18 protein-coding genes are annotated in these 20,660 nt (G+C 39.8%); 14 read left to right on the forward strand and 4 right to left on the reverse strand.

From position 1 onward, the window contains the following. Positions 1-8 precede the first annotated feature (8 nt). The 14 genes from ACXJIN_RS05170 (at position 9) to ACXJIN_RS05235 (ending at position 15,360) form a co-directional block, all read left to right on the forward strand. Complete coding sequence (locus ACXJIN_RS05170) at positions 9-1,451, forward strand: UDP-N-acetylmuramoyl-L-alanyl-D-glutamate--2,6-diaminopimelate ligase (RefSeq protein ID WP_456400056.1); 1,443 nt, start codon at positions 9-11, stop codon at positions 1,449-1,451. Then, on the forward strand, positions 1,438-2,661 hold the full coding sequence (locus tag ACXJIN_RS05175) for a Mur ligase family protein (protein ID WP_456400058.1): 1,224 nt from the start codon (positions 1,438-1,440) through the stop codon (positions 2,659-2,661). Before ACXJIN_RS05170 ends, ACXJIN_RS05175 begins: the two co-directional genes overlap by 14 nt. Continuing rightward, positions 2,658-3,602 carry a phospho-N-acetylmuramoyl-pentapeptide-transferase gene (mraY, locus tag ACXJIN_RS05180; RefSeq protein WP_456400060.1) on the forward strand — a complete coding sequence of 315 codons (945 nt, stop codon included), beginning with the start codon at positions 2,658-2,660 and terminating at the stop codon, positions 3,600-3,602. Before ACXJIN_RS05175 ends, mraY begins: the two co-directional genes overlap by 4 nt. Next, positions 3,587-4,870 (forward strand): UDP-N-acetylmuramoyl-L-alanine--D-glutamate ligase, encoded by a 1,284-nt coding sequence (murD, locus tag ACXJIN_RS05185; protein WP_456400062.1) that lies wholly within the window; start codon positions 3,587-3,589, stop codon positions 4,868-4,870. The genes mraY and murD overlap by 16 nt, the downstream gene beginning before the upstream one ends. Further along, positions 4,851-5,942 (forward strand): FtsW/RodA/SpoVE family cell cycle protein, encoded by a 1,092-nt coding sequence (locus tag ACXJIN_RS05190; RefSeq protein WP_456400064.1) that lies wholly within the window; start codon positions 4,851-4,853, stop codon positions 5,940-5,942. The genes murD and ACXJIN_RS05190 overlap by 20 nt, the downstream gene beginning before the upstream one ends. Next, a complete protein-coding gene (locus ACXJIN_RS05195; protein ID WP_456400066.1) occupies positions 5,920-6,957 on the forward strand; it encodes a UDP-N-acetylglucosamine--N-acetylmuramyl-(pentapeptide) pyrophosphoryl-undecaprenol N-acetylglucosamine transferase in 1,038 nt (345 codons plus the stop codon). The genes ACXJIN_RS05190 and ACXJIN_RS05195 overlap by 23 nt, the downstream gene beginning before the upstream one ends. Positions 6,958-7,324: 367 nt before the next feature. After that, complete coding sequence (locus tag ACXJIN_RS05200) at positions 7,325-8,107, forward strand: transporter substrate-binding domain-containing protein (RefSeq protein ID WP_456400068.1); 783 nt, start codon at positions 7,325-7,327, stop codon at positions 8,105-8,107. Positions 8,108-8,118: 11 nt separating this feature from the next. Next, positions 8,119-8,856 carry an amino acid ABC transporter permease gene (locus tag ACXJIN_RS05205; protein ID WP_456400070.1) on the forward strand — a complete coding sequence of 246 codons (738 nt, stop codon included), beginning with the start codon at positions 8,119-8,121 and terminating at the stop codon, positions 8,854-8,856. Continuing rightward, positions 8,853-9,578 carry an amino acid ABC transporter ATP-binding protein gene (locus ACXJIN_RS05210; RefSeq protein WP_456400072.1) on the forward strand — a complete coding sequence of 242 codons (726 nt, stop codon included), beginning with the start codon at positions 8,853-8,855 and terminating at the stop codon, positions 9,576-9,578. The genes ACXJIN_RS05205 and ACXJIN_RS05210 overlap by 4 nt, the downstream gene beginning before the upstream one ends. 391 nt (positions 9,579-9,969) lie before the next feature. After that, on the forward strand, positions 9,970-11,520 hold the full coding sequence (locus ACXJIN_RS05215) for a glutathione ABC transporter substrate-binding protein (RefSeq protein ID WP_456400074.1): 1,551 nt from the start codon (positions 9,970-9,972) through the stop codon (positions 11,518-11,520). A 92-nt stretch (positions 11,521-11,612) separates the two neighbouring features. Continuing rightward, positions 11,613-12,530, forward strand: a complete 918-nt coding sequence (locus ACXJIN_RS05220; protein WP_456400076.1) for an ABC transporter permease — start codon at positions 11,613-11,615, stop codon at positions 12,528-12,530. A 9-nt stretch (positions 12,531-12,539) separates the two neighbouring features. Next, positions 12,540-13,400, forward strand: a complete 861-nt coding sequence (locus ACXJIN_RS05225) for an ABC transporter permease (RefSeq protein ID WP_456400078.1) — start codon at positions 12,540-12,542, stop codon at positions 13,398-13,400. A 6-nt stretch (positions 13,401-13,406) separates the two neighbouring features. Beyond that, the gene (locus tag ACXJIN_RS05230) at positions 13,407-14,390 is read left to right on the forward strand and encodes an ABC transporter ATP-binding protein (protein WP_456400080.1); all 984 of its coding nucleotides are present in this window, start codon (positions 13,407-13,409) and stop codon (positions 14,388-14,390) included. A gap of 4 nt (positions 14,391-14,394) precedes the next feature. Then, positions 14,395-15,360 (forward strand): ABC transporter ATP-binding protein, encoded by a 966-nt coding sequence (locus ACXJIN_RS05235; protein WP_456400082.1) that lies wholly within the window; start codon positions 14,395-14,397, stop codon positions 15,358-15,360. A 45-nt stretch (positions 15,361-15,405) separates the two neighbouring features. Here ACXJIN_RS05235 and ACXJIN_RS05240 read toward each other — a convergent pair whose 3' ends face one another. The 4 genes from ACXJIN_RS05240 to dnaK all read right to left on the reverse strand — a co-directional run bounded on the left by ACXJIN_RS05240 (position 15,406) and on the right by dnaK (position 20,545). Next, a complete protein-coding gene (locus ACXJIN_RS05240; protein WP_456400084.1) occupies positions 15,406-15,726 on the reverse strand; it encodes a DUF1844 domain-containing protein in 321 nt (106 codons plus the stop codon). Continuing rightward, entirely contained in the window at positions 15,723-18,140 is a 2,418-nt protein-coding gene (locus ACXJIN_RS05245; RefSeq protein ID WP_456400239.1) for an ATP-dependent Clp protease ATP-binding subunit, read from the reverse strand. Before ACXJIN_RS05245 ends, ACXJIN_RS05240 begins: the two co-directional genes overlap by 4 nt. A gap of 61 nt (positions 18,141-18,201) precedes the next feature. After that, the gene (locus ACXJIN_RS05250) at positions 18,202-18,669 is read right to left on the reverse strand and encodes an Hsp20/alpha crystallin family protein (RefSeq protein WP_456400086.1); all 468 of its coding nucleotides are present in this window, start codon (positions 18,667-18,669) and stop codon (positions 18,202-18,204) included. Between the two features lie 40 nt (positions 18,670-18,709). Further along, positions 18,710-20,545, reverse strand: a complete 1,836-nt coding sequence (gene dnaK, locus ACXJIN_RS05255; RefSeq protein ID WP_456400088.1) for a molecular chaperone DnaK — start codon at positions 20,543-20,545, stop codon at positions 18,710-18,712. Positions 20,546-20,660 lie beyond the last annotated feature (115 nt).

The following is a 20,660-nucleotide window of genomic DNA, read 5'->3' on the forward strand; positions in this document are numbered from 1 at the left end:
TAGTTAAAATGCTTTCAAAGAACGGTCTGGTAACAGACCGTTCTTTGCCCTATAACCCAGAAATAAAAGAAATAGTTCACGATTCGAGAGAAAGTACTTCCTCTTCTCTTTTTGTTTGCATAAAAGGAAGCCGTTTTGATTCTCACAATTTGGCTTCTTCAACGCCAGCCGCCGCTTACGTTTGTGAAAGAGCAATTTCTACTGCAAAACCGTATGTCGTTGTTAAAGATGGAAGACTGGCACTTTCCTTAATTTCTTACGAGTTTTACGGGAAACCGCATGAAAAGTTGAGACTTTTTTCCGTGACAGGAACTAAAGGAAAAACTACAGCTATCACGCTTTTCAAGAGGATAGTGGAAGAGAGCGGACAAAAGTGCGCGATGACTTCAACGGTTGCCAATGCAATACCATCCATTTCTGAATTTTCCTTCCATACTACACAGTCCCCCCTTTACACAGCTAAACTTTTGAAAAAAGCTGTTGAAGAAGGAGCTACGTACGCTTCAATAGAAGCTTCATCTCAAGGCTTGGAAATGAAGAGGCTGGATGGTTTGCGCTTTGACAGAATCGCTTTTCTGAATTTAACCAGAGATCATTTCGATACCCATGTAAGCTTTGAAAATTATTTTGCCGCTAAGCTTCACCTTGTCAATCTTTTAAAACCAAACGCGATTGTCTTTGTGAATGGAGATTCCGGGAAATGGGGAAAGCAATATGCGGAGTATGCCAGAAAAAAAGGTTTTGATGTCGTCGTCTTTGGAAAAGATGGGGACGTGCGTGTTAAAGTAAAAGAAGAAAACGATAGTGGCATAAGGTTCTCAATTTTTTTAGGGGGAGAGGAATACGATTTTTCTTCTCCAATAATCGGTGGATTCATGGCATATAATATGGTGGCTTCCATCTTGGCCGCTCATTCCTTTGGCATTGATTGGGATACCATAAAAAGTGCCGTGAAGAAGTTCAATGGTGTTGAAGGAAGAATGGAAAGATATCATGGAAGAGAGTTCGATTTTTACATTGATTTTGCCCACACGCCGGCAGCCCTTGAAGCTGCCCTTAAAACCGTTAAAAAGCTTGCCAGTGGTCGAGTGATACTCGTTTTTGGAGCTGGCGGGGAAGCCGATAGAGGAAAGAGACCGTTGATGGGAAGGGTAGCTCAAAAATACGCTGATGTTATCTTTCTGACTAACGACAACCCCAAAAGTGAAGATCCTATTACCATAATAAAAGAAGTCGCAGCTGGCATTGGGCCTAAAAAACTACATATAATCCCAGACAGAAAAGAAGCTATAAGACAAGCGTTTATAGAATGGAAATCAGGCGATCGAATCGTGATAGCTGGAAAGGGTCACGAAAAAACCCAAGTATTTAACGGCTATGAGATTCCGTTCAACGACAAAAATGTTGCGTTTGAAGTGTTAAGGGAGCTGGGAAAAATTGAAACTCTCTGATGTGGCTGAAAAGGTTAGAGGCCTTCTTATTGGAAAAGACGCGAAAATTTCGAATTTCTGCTCTAACTCTAAAGAGTGTTCTAAGGGCTCTCTTTTCTTCGCTTTAAAAGGATCTAAAATGGATGGACACGCTTTTTTAAATGAAGTCTATACCAAAGGCGGATTTGCCATTACGCAGCGCGATATTACATTCTTACCCTACGTTAAAGTCGAAGATCCAAGAACAGCCATGATGGAATTGGCATTTGATAAAGTGAAAGGATCTTTCAGAATAGCGGTAACAGGTTCTTGTGGCAAGACAACGACAAAAGAAATAATCGCTCATTTACTTGGAAGAAAAAATCCTGTCTGCAAAAGCGCCGGGAACTTGAACACAGATGTTGGCATTTCGCTGTCTATTTTGAATTCTTCCGTAAAACCGAAATACGTAGTTTTAGAAATGGGAGCAAGATTTCCTGGAGACATTAAAAAGTTGGCTAGAGCTTTCAAACCTGATATTTCAATAATAACCTGTATTGGGAGTTCGCATTCGAAGTACATGGATCCTCTTTTTGAAAAGCTTTCCATAGCGGATTACACTAAAAAATTCGTTATTTACGATGGAATGGATAAACGTGTAGAGAGCGCTTTAAAGGGGAATGGAGTAAAGAAAAGAAAATACGTGTCTTCTTTCAAATATCAAGGTTCAAAAACAATCGTGAATGTCAATGGGAATTTTTACACTTTAAATGGAATTTGGGGAGAAGGACAGATATCGGATCTTGAATTCGCCCTTACTTTGATGGATGAATTGAATTTGGAGTGGGACTTAAGATCTCTTGAGAATTTTAACTTTCTCAATGGAAGAATGAATGTGATTCGTGTTGGAAAAAATATGGTAATTGATGACACTTATAATTCGAATTTTGAATCTTTAAGCAATTTGGTAAAAAGCGCATTTAATTGGAAAAAAAACAACATTATCTGGATCCTCGCGCCTATGGAAGAGATAAAAGAAGAAAATGAATTGAAAGAGCGCCTCATGGAATTGAAGAATTCTTTCTCACCGAAGGCCATTTTCACACTTGGAAGGGATTTTTATCCTTTTGGCCAAAAATATCGTGTTGATGAATTGTTAAAAGTTTTAAAAGATGGCGATGTAATTGTGGTAAAGGGTTCAAGAATGTATCAGCTTGAAAAGGTAGTTGAAGAGATAAGGAGATCATTATGAATTTTGTTTATGAAGCATCTTTATCTTTTTTGATAACTTTTGTACTGATTTGGTATTTCATAAAGTGGCAAGGTAGCAAAAAAATAGGGCAACACGTGAGAAAAGAAGGGCCTGATTTGCACACGAACAAGGAAGGTACTCCAACAATGGCTGGCCTTGTTTTTGTCAGCGTTTTTTTGATCGTATCAATCGCCTTCGATCACGGTAACAAAAACAGCTTTCTTGTTTTGTCGACCTTTCTGTTTTTTGTGATAGGGTATGTAGACAGCGTCATGAAAATCCTCAAGAAAAGCTCTGAAGGCTTGAAAACACACCAAAAGCTCCTTTTACAAATAGGGGCGAGCGTGATTATATACTTCTTTTCCCAACGCATTTTTCCCCATGATTACACCGTAATACCGTTTTTTGGAAACTGGAAAATGGGATGGATTTATCCGGCATTTGCCATACTTTTTTTAACTGGTATGTCAAATGCTTCCAACATAACTGACGGTCTCGATGGGCTGGCAGGGGGAATTTATTTCACAGGTACTGTGGGAGTGACCATCTTTTCCATTTACAATGGTTTACCATTGACCACAACGCTGACAAGTATGGGCGCCGTTTTGGCCTTTTTGTTTTTTAATTTTAAACCAGCCAAGATCTTCATGGGAGACGTTGGTTCTCTCGCACTTGGAGGATACATAGCAACTCTGGGAATACTGTATGGATATGAGTTTTGGATGATATTGTTTTTTCCAATATTTGTTATAGAATTGGTATGTGATACCATTCAGATAGTGAGCATAAGATCGTTCCACAGAAAGGTATTCAGAATGGCTCCAATACACCATCATTACGAGATGAAAGGAAAAAGTGAGATAAAAATCACCCTTTCTTTTTTGGCTTTGAATGTCATGATAATGGGCGGAAGTGTGGGGATGCTATGCGTTTTTCATTGATAGGATACGGTATAAGCCTAAAGGGAATTTTAGACTTCATCATTAAAAAAGAACTTGGAGAAGTTTTCGTATCTGAAAAAGGCAGTTTTTCTGAAGAAGACAAAAATGAATTTTCACGTCTTGGTGTCGAATATGAAGAAGGAGGAAACACCCATCGAGCGGCTGGAGCTGATGTGGTTGTTTACAGCCCTTCGGTACGACCTGACAGCGATATTTTGAATTTAGCGCGGAAAAATGGTGCGGTTGTTCTTGGAGAAATGGAATTTTCCTGGCGTTATTCTTTGAGCACGCTTGATCCTAAAGTAATTGCGATAACAGGTTCAAATGGAAAGACCACAACGGTTTCGTTACTCGATCATATACTTAACAGCGCGAATCTTCCGCATTTTACAGGCGGAAACATAGGAACTCCTTCTATAAAATACGATGGTTCGCCTTTGGCACTTTTTGAAATGAGCAGTTTTCAATTGATGGGCGTAGAGGATTTTCATGCGGATATAGGCGCTGTATTAAATGTATCGCCTAACCATTTGGATTGGCACAAAGACATGGTGGAGTACGTAAGCGCAAAAATGAAACTTTCAAATTCTGATATTTTCATTTACAACGCGGATAGTGAATTCATCCCAGAAAGTGATGGAATCACTATTTCAAAAGATTTCGGCGATGTTTTTGTGGATGAAGAAAGTATGAGTTTTTGGATAGAAGGAAATGAGTTCAGCATTTCTGAATCTAAGCTTAAGGGGTCTCATAATCTTTATAACGCCGCTTTTGCCGCGATAATAGCAACACTGGTACAGGTATCACCCGAAGTTATAGCGGATGGCATAAATACTTTTTCCCCTCTTGCTCATCGTCAGGAAGTGGTAACCACAATTGACGGAGTAACCTTTGTTAACGATTCAAAATCGACAACGTCAGCTTCTACCATAACGGCTCTCAGAAATTTTAATTCTTGTGTGGTGATAATAAGCGGAAGACCAAAGGAAAGAGATTATTCCAATTTAGCGAATGAGATAAAAGAAAGGGCAAAGTTCGCTGTGCTTATGGGGGAGATGATACCAGCTATAGAAGACAAATTGAAGGGTTTTCCGTACACAACAGCCAACGATCTCGAAGAAGCCGTTGAAATAGCCAGAAAAGTTGCAAAAAGTGGAGACGTGGTGCTTTTTAGCCCCGCCGCAACTTCCTTTGATATGTTCAAAAATTACAAAGAGCGCGGAGAGACGTTTAAAAGGGTAGTTTTACATGCAAAAAGACGTAGCTAAACTTCTCATTTATCTGTCAACTGTAATAGTTATAGGTTTAATAGTACTTTACAGTGCGAGTTACATAGCTGCCTACAGATATCCATTTCCGCCACCTGATTTTTATTTCAAGAGGCAGGTATCGGCCCTTTTTCTTGGCATATTGTTCATGATTTTCACCTCTTTTTTTAACTACAAAAAACACGAAGCTTACACGGGAATTTATTATATTTTAACGTTGATAGCGTTGATAGCCGTTTTCTTTTCGCACGGTGTTATGGGATCACACAGATGGATATCTCTGGGGCCTTTTTCTTTTCAAAGCTCAGAATTCGCCAAGATCTTTCTCATAATATACCTTTCTTCGTACGTTTATAGGAATGATAAGGAACACATTCGAACGTTTGTTGGTGGAATTCTGGAACCACTCCTCAAATTAAGCCCAATATACGTACTTGTTTTTTTAGAGCCTGATCTCAGCACAACATCCCTTCTCCTGCTTTTAACACTTTCAATACTCTACGTCGCAGGCGCAAGGCTTTACCACATTTTATCAATTTTTGCACTTGGAGGTCTCTTAGTTTGGGGAGCGTATGCCGGAGGTCTTTTGCATTCTTACCAAAGAGCGAGGCTTTCATCGTTTTTAACGCTTTTATCCACAGGAAAGACCAATTATCAGGCTTCAATGGCGCTTTCGGCAATAAGCCACGGTGGAATAGCGGGAACGGGACCTGCTGGTGGCATATACAAATTTTACATGCCCGTTCAATTCAGCGATTTCATCTTTGCCACTTTTGGGGAAGAATTCGGTTTGCTTGGAATATCCGTTCTATTGCTTTTGTATTATTTGCTCATACGGGAATTGATACACGTTGCCTTAAAGATAGAAGATGATGTCTTTGCAAAGACCTACATAACAGGATTTGGTCTGTTAATAGCCTTTCAAATTCTTTTGAATGCAGGCGTTTCTTTAGGAATATTTCCTGTAACTGGTGTTACGCTTCCATTTGTGAGTTATGGAGGAAGCTCACTGGTTTCTCTATTAGGTGGAATGGGGGTGATCGTTAACATTGCCTATTCCAAAAGAGATTAATGGAGTTTTTGTGGCTGGCGTAACTGGCGGGCACATATATCCAGCTTTGGCGGTTGCAAAGGAGCTAGAAAAGCACTGCAGTCTTCGAGCCATCTTCATTGGAAGTGGAAGGGGAGCCGAAAAGAAGATATACAACGAAAGATTTCCTTACAACTACATCATGCTTAAAAGCAGTGGCAGCGATAGAAATAAACTCTATTACGCTTATCACAATTCAAAAGCCCTTGTTAAGGCGTTATTCACTTTAAAGAAAATTCACCCAGATTTTGTATTCACAACTGGTGGATACGTTGGAGGAATAGTTGCATACGCCGCCCATATCTTAAAAATACCCATTTTTCTTCACGAATCTAATTTAGATGTTGGCATAGCCAATAGAAAGATCACTTCATATGCGAAAATATCCTTTTGTGCTTTTGAACAATCAAAGAAATTTTTAAAAAATGCAATCGTTAGTGGTACACCCGTAAGAGAAGAATTCTTTCTTCCAAAAGATGAAAAATTTAAGGATGAGTTTGGCGAAAAAACTGTGCTCATTTTTGGAGGCAGTGAAGGGTCTGATTTTTTGGATAAAATCACAAAAGGACTTTCAAAACGGTTTAAAGACGTTACCTTCATTCACACGGGGAAATCCGTTGTAAAATCTAAAAATGTCGTGCACTACAGCTTCATAGAAAACATGGCCTATTTCATGAGAAATGTGAATGTGATCGTGTCTCGTGCTGGTGCCAGCACTCTGGCTGAAATAATGGCTTCTAAAACGCCTGCCATTCTTGTGCCATGGAAAGGGGCTTTGAATTCCCATCAAATGAAGAACGCACGCTATCTGGCGGAAAATTCGGCTGCTCTCATTGTAGATGAAGACAAAAGTGATGTTGATGAAATGGAGAAGTTATTGAAGCTACTTTTAGAGCCAGGAATTAACGAAAAATACAGAAAAAGGTTGGCAGAATTTTCTCCCAAACTTTCACCTTCTTCATTCATAGCAAAGAAAATAGTTGAAACGATAAGTTAAAGATTCTCCTCGTGCCGTGTTTTTCTGCACGACCTGCGCATCCCAGCCTCACATTTGTGAATCTCCAGATGGAAAGAAATTTCAAAAAATAACATTGAAACAAAATTTTAACTTGACTTTTTGAATCTTTTTATGATAGTCTATCCACAACTCATTACATTTCGAAGAGGGAAAAGAATGATTTATAAAAAATGTATTTTAAGTTCCGAAAAATTTAATAAGAAGCATTACGTTAAGTATTCGCCCGGTGGAGGAGCGAAAGCTTGAACGTGTGCTTTAAATAAAGAAGCTAATCCACCGGGCCATATCGAATTGAGATGTGGCCCTTTTTCTATACCATATTTCAAATTTGAAGGAGGAGATAAGTATGAAAAAAGTTTTTATCGTGACCATGTTAGTTGTAGCGTTGTTGGCCTTAACGGTAAGCGCGGATGCTTTGCAGAGAATCGTATCATCAGGATATTTGCGTGTGGGAATGGATGCGGCTGGCTACATGCCGTTTGAAGGAACGAACAGCAGTGGAAGCTGGATAGGTTTCGATGTTGACTTTGCAAGACTTATGGCCAAAGCGCTTGGCGTGAAATTGCAGATAGTTCCTACGCGTTGGTCTGGCATATTGCCCTCGTTAGTTTCTGGGAAATTCGATATGATAATCTCCGCTATGACTATCACACCCAAGCGTGCAATTATGGTAAATTTCTCCATACCGTACTTCACAGTTGGACAAGAAGTTCTTTACAATTCCACCGTCTACAAAAAAATGCCAACTTTGAAAGAATTATTTAACCAGAAAAATCTCACAGTTGCCGTTCAGATAGGAACCACAGGTGATGATGCTGCAAAGGCTTTCTTCAAAAATGCCCGCATCTTGGAATTCGCTTCTATGGATGAAGCCGCTTTGCAGGTGGCTTTAAGAAAAGCGGATATAGCCGTTGCCGATTCCACTTACGTTAGCTACATGTCGAAAAAATATGCTCAACTTTCAAGTATAAATGAAACCCTCACCACGGAAAATTATGGTATAGCCATGAAACAGGGAGAATTCAATTTACTTAATTGGGTGAACACTTTCATTACTTACGAAAAGGCAAGTGGAGAATGGAAAAAGCTGTACGACAAATGGTTCACGAGCTACAAACCCAATTCATGAGGTGAGATTGTATGGGAAGGATCTTGAAAAAAATATCGATCGCGGCGTTTATCGTCGCGATCGGAGGAATATTCTATTACCTCTTATCTTTACAATACCCATTCCATTGGAATGTAGTGCCAATGGATTATTTAAAAATGTACTATCTCGGACTTCTCATGACTTTGAAGATATCTTTGATGAGTATGGTATTTTCATTTGTAATAGGAATTATAGGCGGAATAATGAAAGTTTCAAAAAGTGAAACGTTGCGCGATTTGGCAAGCGTATACGTGACGTTTTTTCGAAACATTCCATTGCTTGTTGTCATCTTACTGGTTTACTACGGAGTGGGAACGGTGTTCGATTTTCCCAGATTTTGGGCGGCGGTCATAGCTCTTTCAACCTTTGAAGGAGCGTACATGATAGAAATAATCAGAGCTGGAATACAATCTATTCCCAAAGAACAGTTTGAAACAGCTGAAGCGTTGGGTCTCTCAGCTAGGGAAAGATTTTTTGACATTATCCTTCCCCAGGCATTCAGAAATGCCCTGCCTTCTCTGACTGGACAATTCATAAGCCTTGTCAAAGATAGTTCGTTAGCATCGGTTATAGCGATAAATGAATTAACACAGCGTGGAACGCAAGTAGCCACAATGGCATTGGCGTCTTTCGAAAGTTACATTACAATCGCTGTCATATATTTCACGCTTACTTACACGTTAAGTTTGATAAGTTCCAAATTGGAAAGGAGGCTCGCCATACCATGAGTGTCATTTCGGCGAAAGGTGTAAGAAAAAGTTTTGGGGAGATTGAGGTGTTGAGGGGAATATCAATGGAAGTGGAAAAAGGTGAAGTTGTGGTTCTTATGGGACCATCCGGAACCGGGAAATCCACCTTTTTACGAACGCTTAATTTTTTAGAGATTCCCGACGGTGGAGAGATAGTCTTCGGTGATATAAGAATGAAAAACGATGTCGCCATCTTAAGAAAAGCCAGATCACGCATGGCTTTCGTCTCGCAAAGTTACAATCTTTTTCCACACATGACTGCGTTAAAGAACGTTGTGTATCCCCTTGTGAAGGTGAAAAAGATGGAAAAAAGTGAGGCGCGAAAAAAAGCCGTGGAAGTGCTTTCGCGCGTTGGATTGAAAGATAAAATAAACAGTTATCCGGGGCAACTTTCTGGAGGCCAAAAACAAAGAGTGGCCATTGCACGTGCGATAGCGATGCAGCCGGATTTGATACTTTTTGACGAGCCCACATCAGCACTTGATCCTGAAATGACCTCTGAGGTTTTAAAGGTCATGAAAGAACTTGCCAATATGGGAACCACGATGATAGTGGTAACACATGAAGTTGGTTTTGCCCGTGATGCCGCCGATAGAGTGGTATTCATGTCAGATGGAATTATATTGGAAAATACTGAACCGAAGGAATTCTTCAAGCGGCCTAAGAGTGAAAAGGCTGTTAAGTTCTTGGCTAGGCTTTAGCAGTTTTATCTTTTTAACTTCGCCATGCTTAAAAGCCATCTTGAATAGATCGTAGGATACACAATACAAATCAATTCGCCCGTCAATGTTACAAAGCATTCCGAAGAATGATTAAATCACACCCTAGAAGTACTTATCAAAATATTTGAGCTCTTCAGCTGAAAGAAGAGTGAATCCATTCTGGCAAAAGCCTTCGAAAAAATCGCCCTTTGTATTATGCACAACATGAGTCAATTCGAAGGGTTGAATTTATGCAATAAAGATGGTATAATTCTACTCAAATTTATAAATTTTGTAAATATATATTACTTTTTAAAAGTAATATGGTTAAAATAAAATTAAATCGTCGTCTCTTTGAAATGAGACAAATTCGAAAAAAGGGGGTAGTTTTGTGAGAAAAAATGTATTGGTTTTGGTTTTGGTCGTTGCGGTGTTCTCTATGAGTATGGCAGCTGGAGTTTACGGTGGAATTTTTAACTACTTAACCGGTGCGGATGCCAAAACACTTTTTCCGGCTAATGCGACGGACAATCCGTCGTATACAGTGGCGCGTCACATTTTTGATGGTTTGGTCAAATTCACAACCGATATGAAGATCGTTCCCGATCTTGCAGAGAGCTGGGATATTTCTAAGGATGGTACAGTTTACACTTTCCACCTAAGAAAGGGAGTTAAATTTCAAGATGGTACTCCCTTTAATGCGCAAGCTGTGAAGACGTTTTTCGATTATGTTTTAACACACAAGTTGAGAAGAACTTCCCTTTACAAACCTTACATAAAAAGTGTTGATGTCATCGATGAATACACGGTAGCTTTTCACTTAAACTTCCCATTTGGTGGATTTCTCCACACTTTGGCACATGGCGCCGGTTTAATTGTTGATCCAGCTATGATAAAGAAATACGGGGACAATCCTGGGGAATTGGGAAGGCATCCAGTTGGAACCGGACCATTTGAACTGGTAGAGTGGAAAGAGGGAGAAATAATAAAGCTAAAGGCAAATCCAGATTATTGGAACGGAAGACCATACCTTGATGGCATAAACTTTAAAGTCATACCGAATGATATGACAAGGCTTATCCAGGTGGAAACGGGTGGAGCAGAGCTTACAGTAAGGGTTCCTCCGATAATGGTCAAAAAACTCAAGAATGATAAAAGGGTAAACATAATGGTAAAACCAAGCTTGAGAGTCATATACCTGGGTTTCAACTTGAAAAAGAAACCATTTGACGATGTGAGGATAAGGCAAGCTCTTAACTATGCTATAAACAAGAAAGAATTGTGTTCTGTCATAATGCAGGGCTTGGCAACTCCTTCTGATTCCCCTCTTTCTCCTTTGACATGGGGATATTCTTCTACGGGTGGCTATCCTTACAATCCTGAAAAAGCCAAGGAATTGCTTAAGGAAGCTGGCTACGATGCAAACCATCCTTTGAAATTCGAACTCGTCACGCCACGTGGTAGGTATTTAAACGATTATGAAACGGCAGTGGCAATTCAAGCGATGCTAAAAAAGGTTAACGTTGATGTATCTGTTAGAGCAATGGAATGGGGAAGTTATATAAGTTATCTCTTTTCCAATCCTAAACCTTCCGACGCCAAATATCAGGTATTTCTCCTTGGATGGGCTCCTTCTACGGGAGACGCAGATTGGGTGTTGAGACCACTTTTCTACTCAAAAGAGTGGCCACCTTACGGTGATAATAACACTTACTATTCCAATCCTGATGTTGATAAGCTTATACTTGCCGGAATGAAAGAAAGTAATCCAGAAAAGAGGAAAGAAGACTACGCAAAAGCCCAGAAACTAATAGTTCAGGATGCTCCTTGGGTCTTTCTTTATAACCTCCAGCAGGCGGTGGCCACAAGAAAAGATGTTCACGGCGTGCAAATACTGCCCGTGGAAATAGTTTTGGCGAATAACGCTTGGATTGCCAAATAAGCGTGTAACGTAAAGTTATTTTCATTTTGTGGGATGTAGAAAAATTCTACATCCCACGCTTTAAAATTCCCTTAAAAGTTGGAGGTGATTTGTTGAGCAATTTTATCCTCAGGAGATTGCTTTTACTCATACCTATATTCATAGGTGTTTCAATACTCTCTTTTTTGATGATGCATCTCATCCCTGGCGATCCAGCTCGTATTATGGCTGGACAAGACGCAACTTATCAGGAAATACAGAGTATAAGGGTTGAATTTGGTTTAGACAAGTCTTTACCCGTTCAATACGTGCTTTTTATGAAAGGGGTAATGGATGGAAGTCTGAAATCCATAAAAACCCAACGCCCTGTATTAAAAGAAATATATCCAAGATTTCTCAACACCCTTGAGTTGTCATTGGTAAGTATTGTAATATCGGCTTTTTTAGGGTTAGGCTTTGGCATTGTAGCAGCTGTTAAACACAATTCATGGCTTGACAATCTGGTAATGGGATTTTCGCTTTTTGGCATCTCTATGCCAGTTTTTTGGCTTGGTATATTGTTAATAATAGTATTCGCACTCATATTAGGCTGGTTACCAGCCGCAGGAAAGGGTGGAATTCAACACATAATACTTCCCTCTATAACATTGGGAATGGCAACATCTGCGATCATTGCCAGAATGACAAGAGCGAGCATGCTTCAAGTTATGAATCAAGATTTTATAAGAACTGCCGACGCATTTGGCATTCCTCAAAGAAAAATCATTTACAAGTACACCCTTAAAAACGCTCTCATTCCAGTCGTAACCGTTATTGGGCTGCAATTTGGATATATGCTTGGGGGAGCGGTTTTAACAGAAAGTGTTTTTGGATGGCCTGGTTTGGGAAGGTTTATCGTCGATTCAATATTTGCCAGAGACTATCCTGTCGTTCAGGTTGGCATTATGTTGATAGCCCTTACGTTCGTTTTGGTTAATTTGCTTGTGGATATCACTTACGCGTTTTTAGATCCCAGGATAAGACGAAGGTAAGGTGAAAATATGGAAAAGACAAGAAGGGCAGAATCGTTTTTCACCATTATGAGAAGAATAAGAAAGAATAAGATGGCTTTATTTGGAACTTACATCGTTTTGGCCTTTGTGGGTATAGCAATATTTGCCCCATGGATTTCTCCTTACAGTCCAACCGCTCAAGATTACACGGTGAGTTTGCAAGGGCCAACGTGGGCCCACCCTTTTGGAACGGATATATACGGCAGGGATGTGTTAAGCAGGGTTATATACGGTGCCAGAATTTCATTGGGAATATCATTCGTTGCGGTCTTGGTGTCCGTTATCATAGGAACGATCTTGGGAGCGATCGCCGGCTACTTTGGAGGCGCATTGGACGAGATAATAATGAGAACGTTCGATGTCTTTTTGGCATTTCCAACCATCCTTTTGGCGATAGCGATAATTGCCATTTTAGGGCCCGGTATGGTTAACATTGCCATAGCGATAGCCGTTTATTCCATTCCTCAATTTGCCCGCGTTTCAAGGGGAACAGTCGTTTCAGTAAAGGCAAATGAATACGTCGAAGCGGCTCGTTCGATAGGAGAAGGAAAATGGTCCATTCTGATGAGGTACATTTTACCAAATTCTATTGCACCAATAATAATTCAAGCCACATTAAGAATGGCCACAGCAATTTTGAGCATAGCTGGTTTGGGATTCTTAGGTCTTGGCGTTCAACCTCCTACGCCAGAGTGGGGATCTGATTTGAGCTTAGCCATGACTTACATCCAGGTTGCACCGTATCTTGGCATATTTCCAGGGCTTGCTGTTTTCTTGGTTACGATGGGATTCAACTATTTCGGAGACGGTTTAAACGACGCTTTGAATCCAAAATTGAAAGATAGGTGATGCGTATTGAGCGATGAAATCATACTTTCCGTCAAAAATCTGAAGGTGCATTTTGATACGGAAGAAGGAGAAGTTAAAGCTATAGAAAATGTGAGCTACGATCTTAGAAAAAATGAAACACTTGGAGTAGTTGGAGAAACCGGTTCCGGAAAGTCCGTGTCCGCTTATGCCGTGATGGGATTAATTCCTCAGCCTCCAGGAAGAATTTTAGGAGGAGAAATCATCTTTAAAGGAAAAGATCTTTTAAAGTTGAAAAAAGATGAAATGAGAAAAATAAGGGGAAATGAAATTGCCATGATCTTTCAAGAACCTATGACGTCCTTAAATCCGGTTTTTACCATTGAAGAACAGATGATTGATATTCTCAAAGCGCATGGATTTTCCAAAAAAGATGCCAGATTGAAAAGCATAGAAGCACTTGAAAAAGTTAAGATGCCTGATCCGAAGCTTGTATTGAAGAAATATCCTCATGAGCTTTCAGGAGGTATGAGGCAACGGGTTATGATAGCCATGGCTCTTTCATGCGAGCCCTCGCTTTTAATAGCCGATGAGCCAACAACGGCGTTAGACGTTACCGTACAAGCCCAAATTTTAAAACTTTTGAAGAGAATGCAAGAAGAATATAACATGAGTGTTTTACTTATCACACATGATTTGGGAGTGGTTGCTCAAAATTGTGACAGTATAGCCGTAATGTACGCTGGCAACATAGTGGAATATGGGAGCGCAGAACAGATTTTTGAAAGAGGAATGCATCCTTACACAAAAGGCTTACTCAAAGCAATACCACCCCTGGAAGGAGAAGCGGAAAAGCTAAACGTTATACCCGGTGTTGTACCAAATCTCATATATCCACCGCAGGGATGCCGTTTTCATCCAAGATGTGAGAGAGCAATAAAAGGTAAGTGTGATGCTGAAATACCAACGCTTGAAGAGATAAAAGATGATCCCGGGCACAGATTGGCTTGTTTTAATCCGTATGGGGGTTGAAATTATGTTTGTAGAAGTTAAGAATCTTACAAAAAAATTCAAAGTCCTTAAAGGAGCAACTGGAAAAAAAGCGGAAATAACGGCGGTTGACAATGTGTCCTTTGAAATAAACAAAGGTAAAACGCTTGGGCTGGTTGGAGAATCTGGATGTGGAAAAACCACAACTGGGAGGATGATAGTTAAACTTACAGAACCTTCAGATGGAAAAATAGTTATAGAAGGAAAAGATGTAACTCACATGAAGGAAAATGAATTTAAGCCGTTTAGAAGGAACGTTCAAATCATCTTTCAAGATCCTTATTCTTCGTTAAATCCAAGAATGACGATATACGATACGCTTAAAAGGCCATTGCGCATATTCAAGATCACAAAAGACAAAAATGAAGAAAAAGAATTGATCATGAAAACACTTGCAAGCGTTGGATTAAAACCAGAACATATGACAAGATATCCTCATGAGTTTTCGGGAGGTCAACGCCAAAGGATTGCTGTAGCACGCGCGATAATCACACATCCCAATTTCATAGTGCTTGATGAACCGACTTCCGCTTTGGACGTGTCGGTTCAAGCACAGATAATGAATCTTTTAAGGAGTTTGAAGAATTCACTTTCTTTAACCTATCTTTTTATATCTCATGATTTGTCCGTTGTGAAATTTATAAGCGATCAAATTGCCGTTATGTACTTGGGAAACATTGTAGAAATCTCTACAACAGACGAAATTTTTAAACACCCTTTGCACCCTTACACGCGCTTACTTTTTCAATCTATTCCCGTGCCTAATCCGAAAAAAAAGATAAGAATACCACAAGATGTGGGAGAACTTCCTTCTCTTTTAAATCCACCAAAGGGATGCCCTTTTTACAGTCGTTGCCCATTGGCGAAGAAAAAGTGTGAAACACTTAAACCACAACTTAAAGAAGTATCTCCAGGACACAAAGTAGCATGTTTTTTGTACGGTGAAGATTAAAAGAAAAATCCGTCTTAATTAAAAAAGCCCCTTTCGGGGCTTTTTTCAATTCTTAAATTGGTTTACGAAATTCAATTGAAGGGTCGAAAGTTGGTTCTTCAATTCATCTACAATCTTTTCGTCTACATTTTTATCCAAATATTCTATCATCCTTGCGAGCAAGTCGATCAAAAATCTTGCGTCATCTTTTGATTTGTGAAATTCATCGTCTGCATCTTTTACCAATCCCAATGAAATCCAAGCTTTTTGTTCCAAAAGTGAAAAGGCAAAAAGCGCGGTTTCCTTGGCATTTAACACCTTTTTTTCTTCATTTTTTTCGCTGGCTTCTTTATCTTCTTTTTGTTGTTGCGAATTTTCTTCGCTCATGCTTTCACCTCCGTCGGGATCTTCACGACGTTTATTTTACCATCCCTGACGTCTACCAAAACTTCCTCTCCATCTTTTAAGGTACCTTGAATTATCATATCGGCTATTTTGTTTTCAACTTCATTTTCTATCAATCTTCTCAAGGGTCGAGCTCCCAAAGATGGATCGTATCCCCTTTGGGCCAATAAACTTCTCGCTTGAGGCGTTATCTTGATTTTTACATTTTTCTCAGCTAACATTCCTTCTACTTTCTTTATGAATTTGTCAACGATCAATTCCATATGCTCTTTTTTCAAAGGCTTAAAGGCTATGATTGAGTCTATTCTGTTAAGAAATTCTGGTTTGAAATGCTTTCTTATCTGATTCATGAGTATTTCATCCACATACGCTTTGCTTCCAGATTCAACTTTGTCCAATATGTAATCGCTTCCAACGTTTGAAGTCATGATTATTATTGTGTTTTTGAAATCGACTGTGTTTCCCTTTCCATCTGTTAGTCTTCCATCCTCGAGGACTTGAAGAAGGGTGTTGAAAATCTCCGGATGGGCTTTTTCTATTTCGTCCAAAAGTATCACACTGTAAGGTCTTCTTCTTACGGCTTCAGTTAACTGTCCTCCTTCTTCGTATCCCACGTAGCCGGGGGGAGCTCCTATAAGTCTGGAAACACTGTGCTTTTCAGAATATTCCGACATGTCTATCCTTATCATCGCGTTTTCACTATCAAAAAGCACTTCTGCCAGAGCTTTTGCCAATTCTGTTTTTCCAACTCCCGTTGGTCCAACGAATATGAACGATCCCAATGGTCTATTTGGATCTTTTAATCCGGCTCTTGCCCGACGTATAGTTGCGGCTATGACGTTAACGGCTTCTTCTTGATCGACTATTCTTTGATGAATTAGTTTTTCAAGATCCATGAGTTTCTTTCTTTCATCTTCCAAAAGCTTGCTAACAGGAATGCGTGTCCACCTTTCGACCACTTTGGCTATGACGTCTTCATTTACGACCTTGGGTGTGTTCTTTTCTCTTTCTTCCCATTTTTTCTTTACGTCGTTGAGTTCGGTTTTCTTTCGTTCAAGTTCGGCTTTTTTCATTGCAGCCCTTTCGTAATCTCCGTCCATAGCTGCGGTGTTTATCTCTTCCTCCAGATTTTTTATTTCTTTTTCAAGCTCTACAAGTTCTGCCGGAACGAAAGAATTTTCAAATTTCACTCTGGATGCAGCCTCGTCTATTAAATCAATTGCCTTATCCGGCAAGAATCTATCCGTGATGTAATGTGAAGAGAGTTTTACCGCCGCAACTAAAGCTTCGTCTTCTATTTTTACATTGTGGTGTTTTTCATATCTTTCTTTCAATCCCCTTAAGATGTTTATACTTTCCTCTTCAGATGGCTCTTTCACGTAAACGGTTTGGAATCTTCTTGCCAGGGCTTTATCTTTTTCTATGTATTTTCTGTATTCCTCAACTGTAGTTGCTCCTATACACCTAAGCTCTCCTCGCGCCAAGGCGGGTTTCATCATGTTTGAAGCGTCTAAACTTCCTTCAACGCTTCCAGCTCCTACAACTGTGTGAAGTTCATCTATGAACAATATTATTTCACCATTTGAAGCTTTTACAGCGTCTATTAGAGCCTTTAACCTTTCCTCAAATTCTCCTCTGAATTTAGTTCCAGCTAAAAGTCTTCCCATGTCTAAAGATAGAATTTTCTTATCTCTCATGTAATTTGGGACTTTTCCATCGGCTATCAATTGGGCCAGACCTTCAACGATTGCCGTCTTTCCCACACCCGGATCTCCTATTAAAACTGGGTTATTCTTTCTCTTTCTTCCAAGTATTTCAATTGTTCTTTCTATTTCTTTATCCCTTCCTATGACGGGATCTAACTTTCCGGCTCTGGCTTCCGCAACCAGATCGGTTGTGAATTTCGCGAGGGCATCGAGATTTTCTCCTTCTTTTGAAGCGCCACTTTTTCTTATTTTAAGCACGGAATTGTAAACTTTTTCGTCATCTATTCCAAATCTTTGAAGCAACCTTGCAACCATTGAATCCGGCGTTTTTACGGCACCTAAAAGAAGATGCTCAGTTCCTATCTTCTCGTCCCCCATTCTAGAAGCTTCCGCTTTTGCCGCTTCCAAAACGTGCCTTGCATCTGGTGTTATGTACATTTGTTTTATGGCACCGCCACTAGAGCTGTATCCACCGTATTCACGCACAACTTCTTCGGTTTTTTCTTTCAATTTTGGTACGTCTACTTTTAAGTCTTTCAAAACATCTATTGCCACGTTTTCTTCATCTTCCAAAATGGCTAACAATATATGTTCAGATCTCAATTGGTCCTGGCCGTATCTTGTCAATATATCCTGTGTTGCCATCATTATTTGAGATGCCTTTTCCGTGTATTCATCAAAGTTAAACATCATCATTCACCTCCAAAATGAAAGGGGCTTAAAGCCCCTTTCAAACCACTTTTATATCCTTTCATTTAACTTCTATCTTCACCTTTTTAGATTTTGATTCAGGGCGTTTTGGTATAACGAGTTTCAAAACTCCATTTTCGTATTTTGCTTCGATCTTCTCAGGATCTGCGTTGTCAGGCAGCGTAAAGGATCTTTCGAAAGTGCCGTAGCTTCTTTCGAGAATCCTTGCTCCTTTCTTTTCTTCCTTGCGCTCGTCTGTTTTTTCTCCTTTTATGGTGAGAATATTGTCATTTACACTGATTTCTATATCATCTTTGTTCATGCCGGGAATTTCCGCCTCTATTTCGTATCCCTTATCGCTTTCGAATATATCCATTGGAGCTATCAATTCATCCATGCTTCTTGAAAAAGTTGGCCATTCATATGGAAATTCCTCAAAAAGTCTGTCAATCATTCTCTGCATTTCTTTGAAAGGAGTGTAAATGTCCATCACATTTTCATTTCTTTCTTTTCTCTTTTCAATCGCCATACAAATCACCCCCTGATAATTTATCTATTTCATTCAAAAATTATTTTCCTTGATATTCCGCGTTCACCGTGCCGTCGTCTGTCGTATCGTCGTTTGATGTTGTGGAACTCGAACTTGTTGTGTTGTTGGACGCAGCTTGCTGGTAAAGCTTTTGACCTATCTCTTGAGACTTCTTATTTAGATCATCAACGAGTACTTTCATTCTCGCATAGTCATCGTGTTCTATCGCGTCTTTTAGATCTTTGACCATTGACTCCACTTCGCTTCTCAGAGATGGATCTATCTTGTCTCCTTGTTCTTTCAAGAGTTTTTCAACTTGATAGGCTAGACCATCAGCGTTGTTTTTAAGCTCCACCTGTTGCTTGCGTTTTTTGTCTTCTTCTTCGTAGCGCTTAGCCTCTTCTACCATTCTCTTTATCTCATCTTCTGAGAGATTCGAAGTCCCACTTATGACTATCGATTGACTCTTCCCAGTTGCTTTGTCTTTCGCCGAAACGTGAACTATTCCATCTGAATCTATATCAAATGTCACTTCTATTTGAGGCACTCCTCTTGGAGCAGGCGCTATCCCTGTTAGGGTGAATTTTCCAAGTGATTTGTTATCTGCCGCCAGCTCTCTTTCTCCCTGCAAAACGTTTATTTCCACTTCAGTTTGCCCATCTTCAGCCGTTGTGAATATTTCACTTTTCTTCGTTGGTATTGTAGTGTTACGTGGTATCAATTTATGGAATAGACCGCCTTTTACCTCAACACCCAATGAAAGTGGAGTTACGTCTACGAGCACGACATCTCTCTTTGTCTCTCCAGCGAGTATAGATGCCTCTATGGCTGCCCCTATCGCAACGGCTTCATCCGGGTTAACCGCTTTTGATGGTTCTTTGTGGAATATATCCTTTAAGAATCTTTGAATTATTGGCATTCTTGTTGAACCACCGACGAGCAAAACTTCGGCAATATCGTCTGGTGAGATTTTTGTATCATTTAAAACGGTTTCTATTGGCTCGCGCATCTTTTCAACTATGTCTTGAATGAGGCTTTCGAGTTTTGCTCTCGTCAACGTTGCTTCTAAGTGTTTTGGACCATTTGCGTCCGCAGTTATATAGGGTAAGCTTATTTGAGTTTCCATCTTCGTTGTTAACTCTATTTTTGCCCTTTCAGACGCGTCTTTTAACCTCTGCAAAGCTTGCTTATCATTTGAAAGATCTATTCCTGTGTCTTTTTTGAACGTATCTATGAGCCAGTCCATTATTCTTTGATCGAAGTCATCCCCACCAAGATGGTTGTTTCCACTCGTCGCTTTAACTTCTATGATTCCTCCACCTATTTCCAACAACGATACATCAAAAGTTCCGCCACCAAGGTCACAAACTATGACGTTTTCTTCCTTGTTTTTGTCAACACCGTAAGCCAGAGCTGCCGCTGTAGGTTCATTTATTATTCTCATAACTTCAAGACCGGCTATCCTTCCAGCATCCTTTGTCGCTTGACGTTGAGAATCTTCAAAGTAAGCTGGAACCGTTATAACCGCCCTTCTCACTTTTCCTCCAAGAGCCGCTTCTGCGTCTTTTCGAAGTTTCCTCAATACAAAAGCGCTTATCTCTTGTGGAGTGTACTCTTTGTTGTCTATTTTCACTTTGTAATCAGAACCCATGTGTCTTTTTATCGATCTTACGGTTCTTTCTGCGTTGAGTATCGCCTGTCTTTTTGCAGGTTCTCCAACCAAGATTTCACCACTTTTTGTGAATGCCACCATAGACGGCGTCAGCCTATTTCCTTCAGCGTTTTGAATAACTTCTGGTTTTCCATCTTTTACGACTGCCACTTCGGAATTGGTTGTTCCAAGATCTATTCCAACCACATACTCCTTTTCTGCCATTCGTGTCACCTCCATCTTTTTTCATCTCAATTATATACATGAAAGGAGGCAATGTCAATACCCATTTTTCAATTCATATGAATTCGTAATTCACTATAAATACTCATAATTTTTT

The organism is Mesoaciditoga sp. (assembly GCF_054006115.1).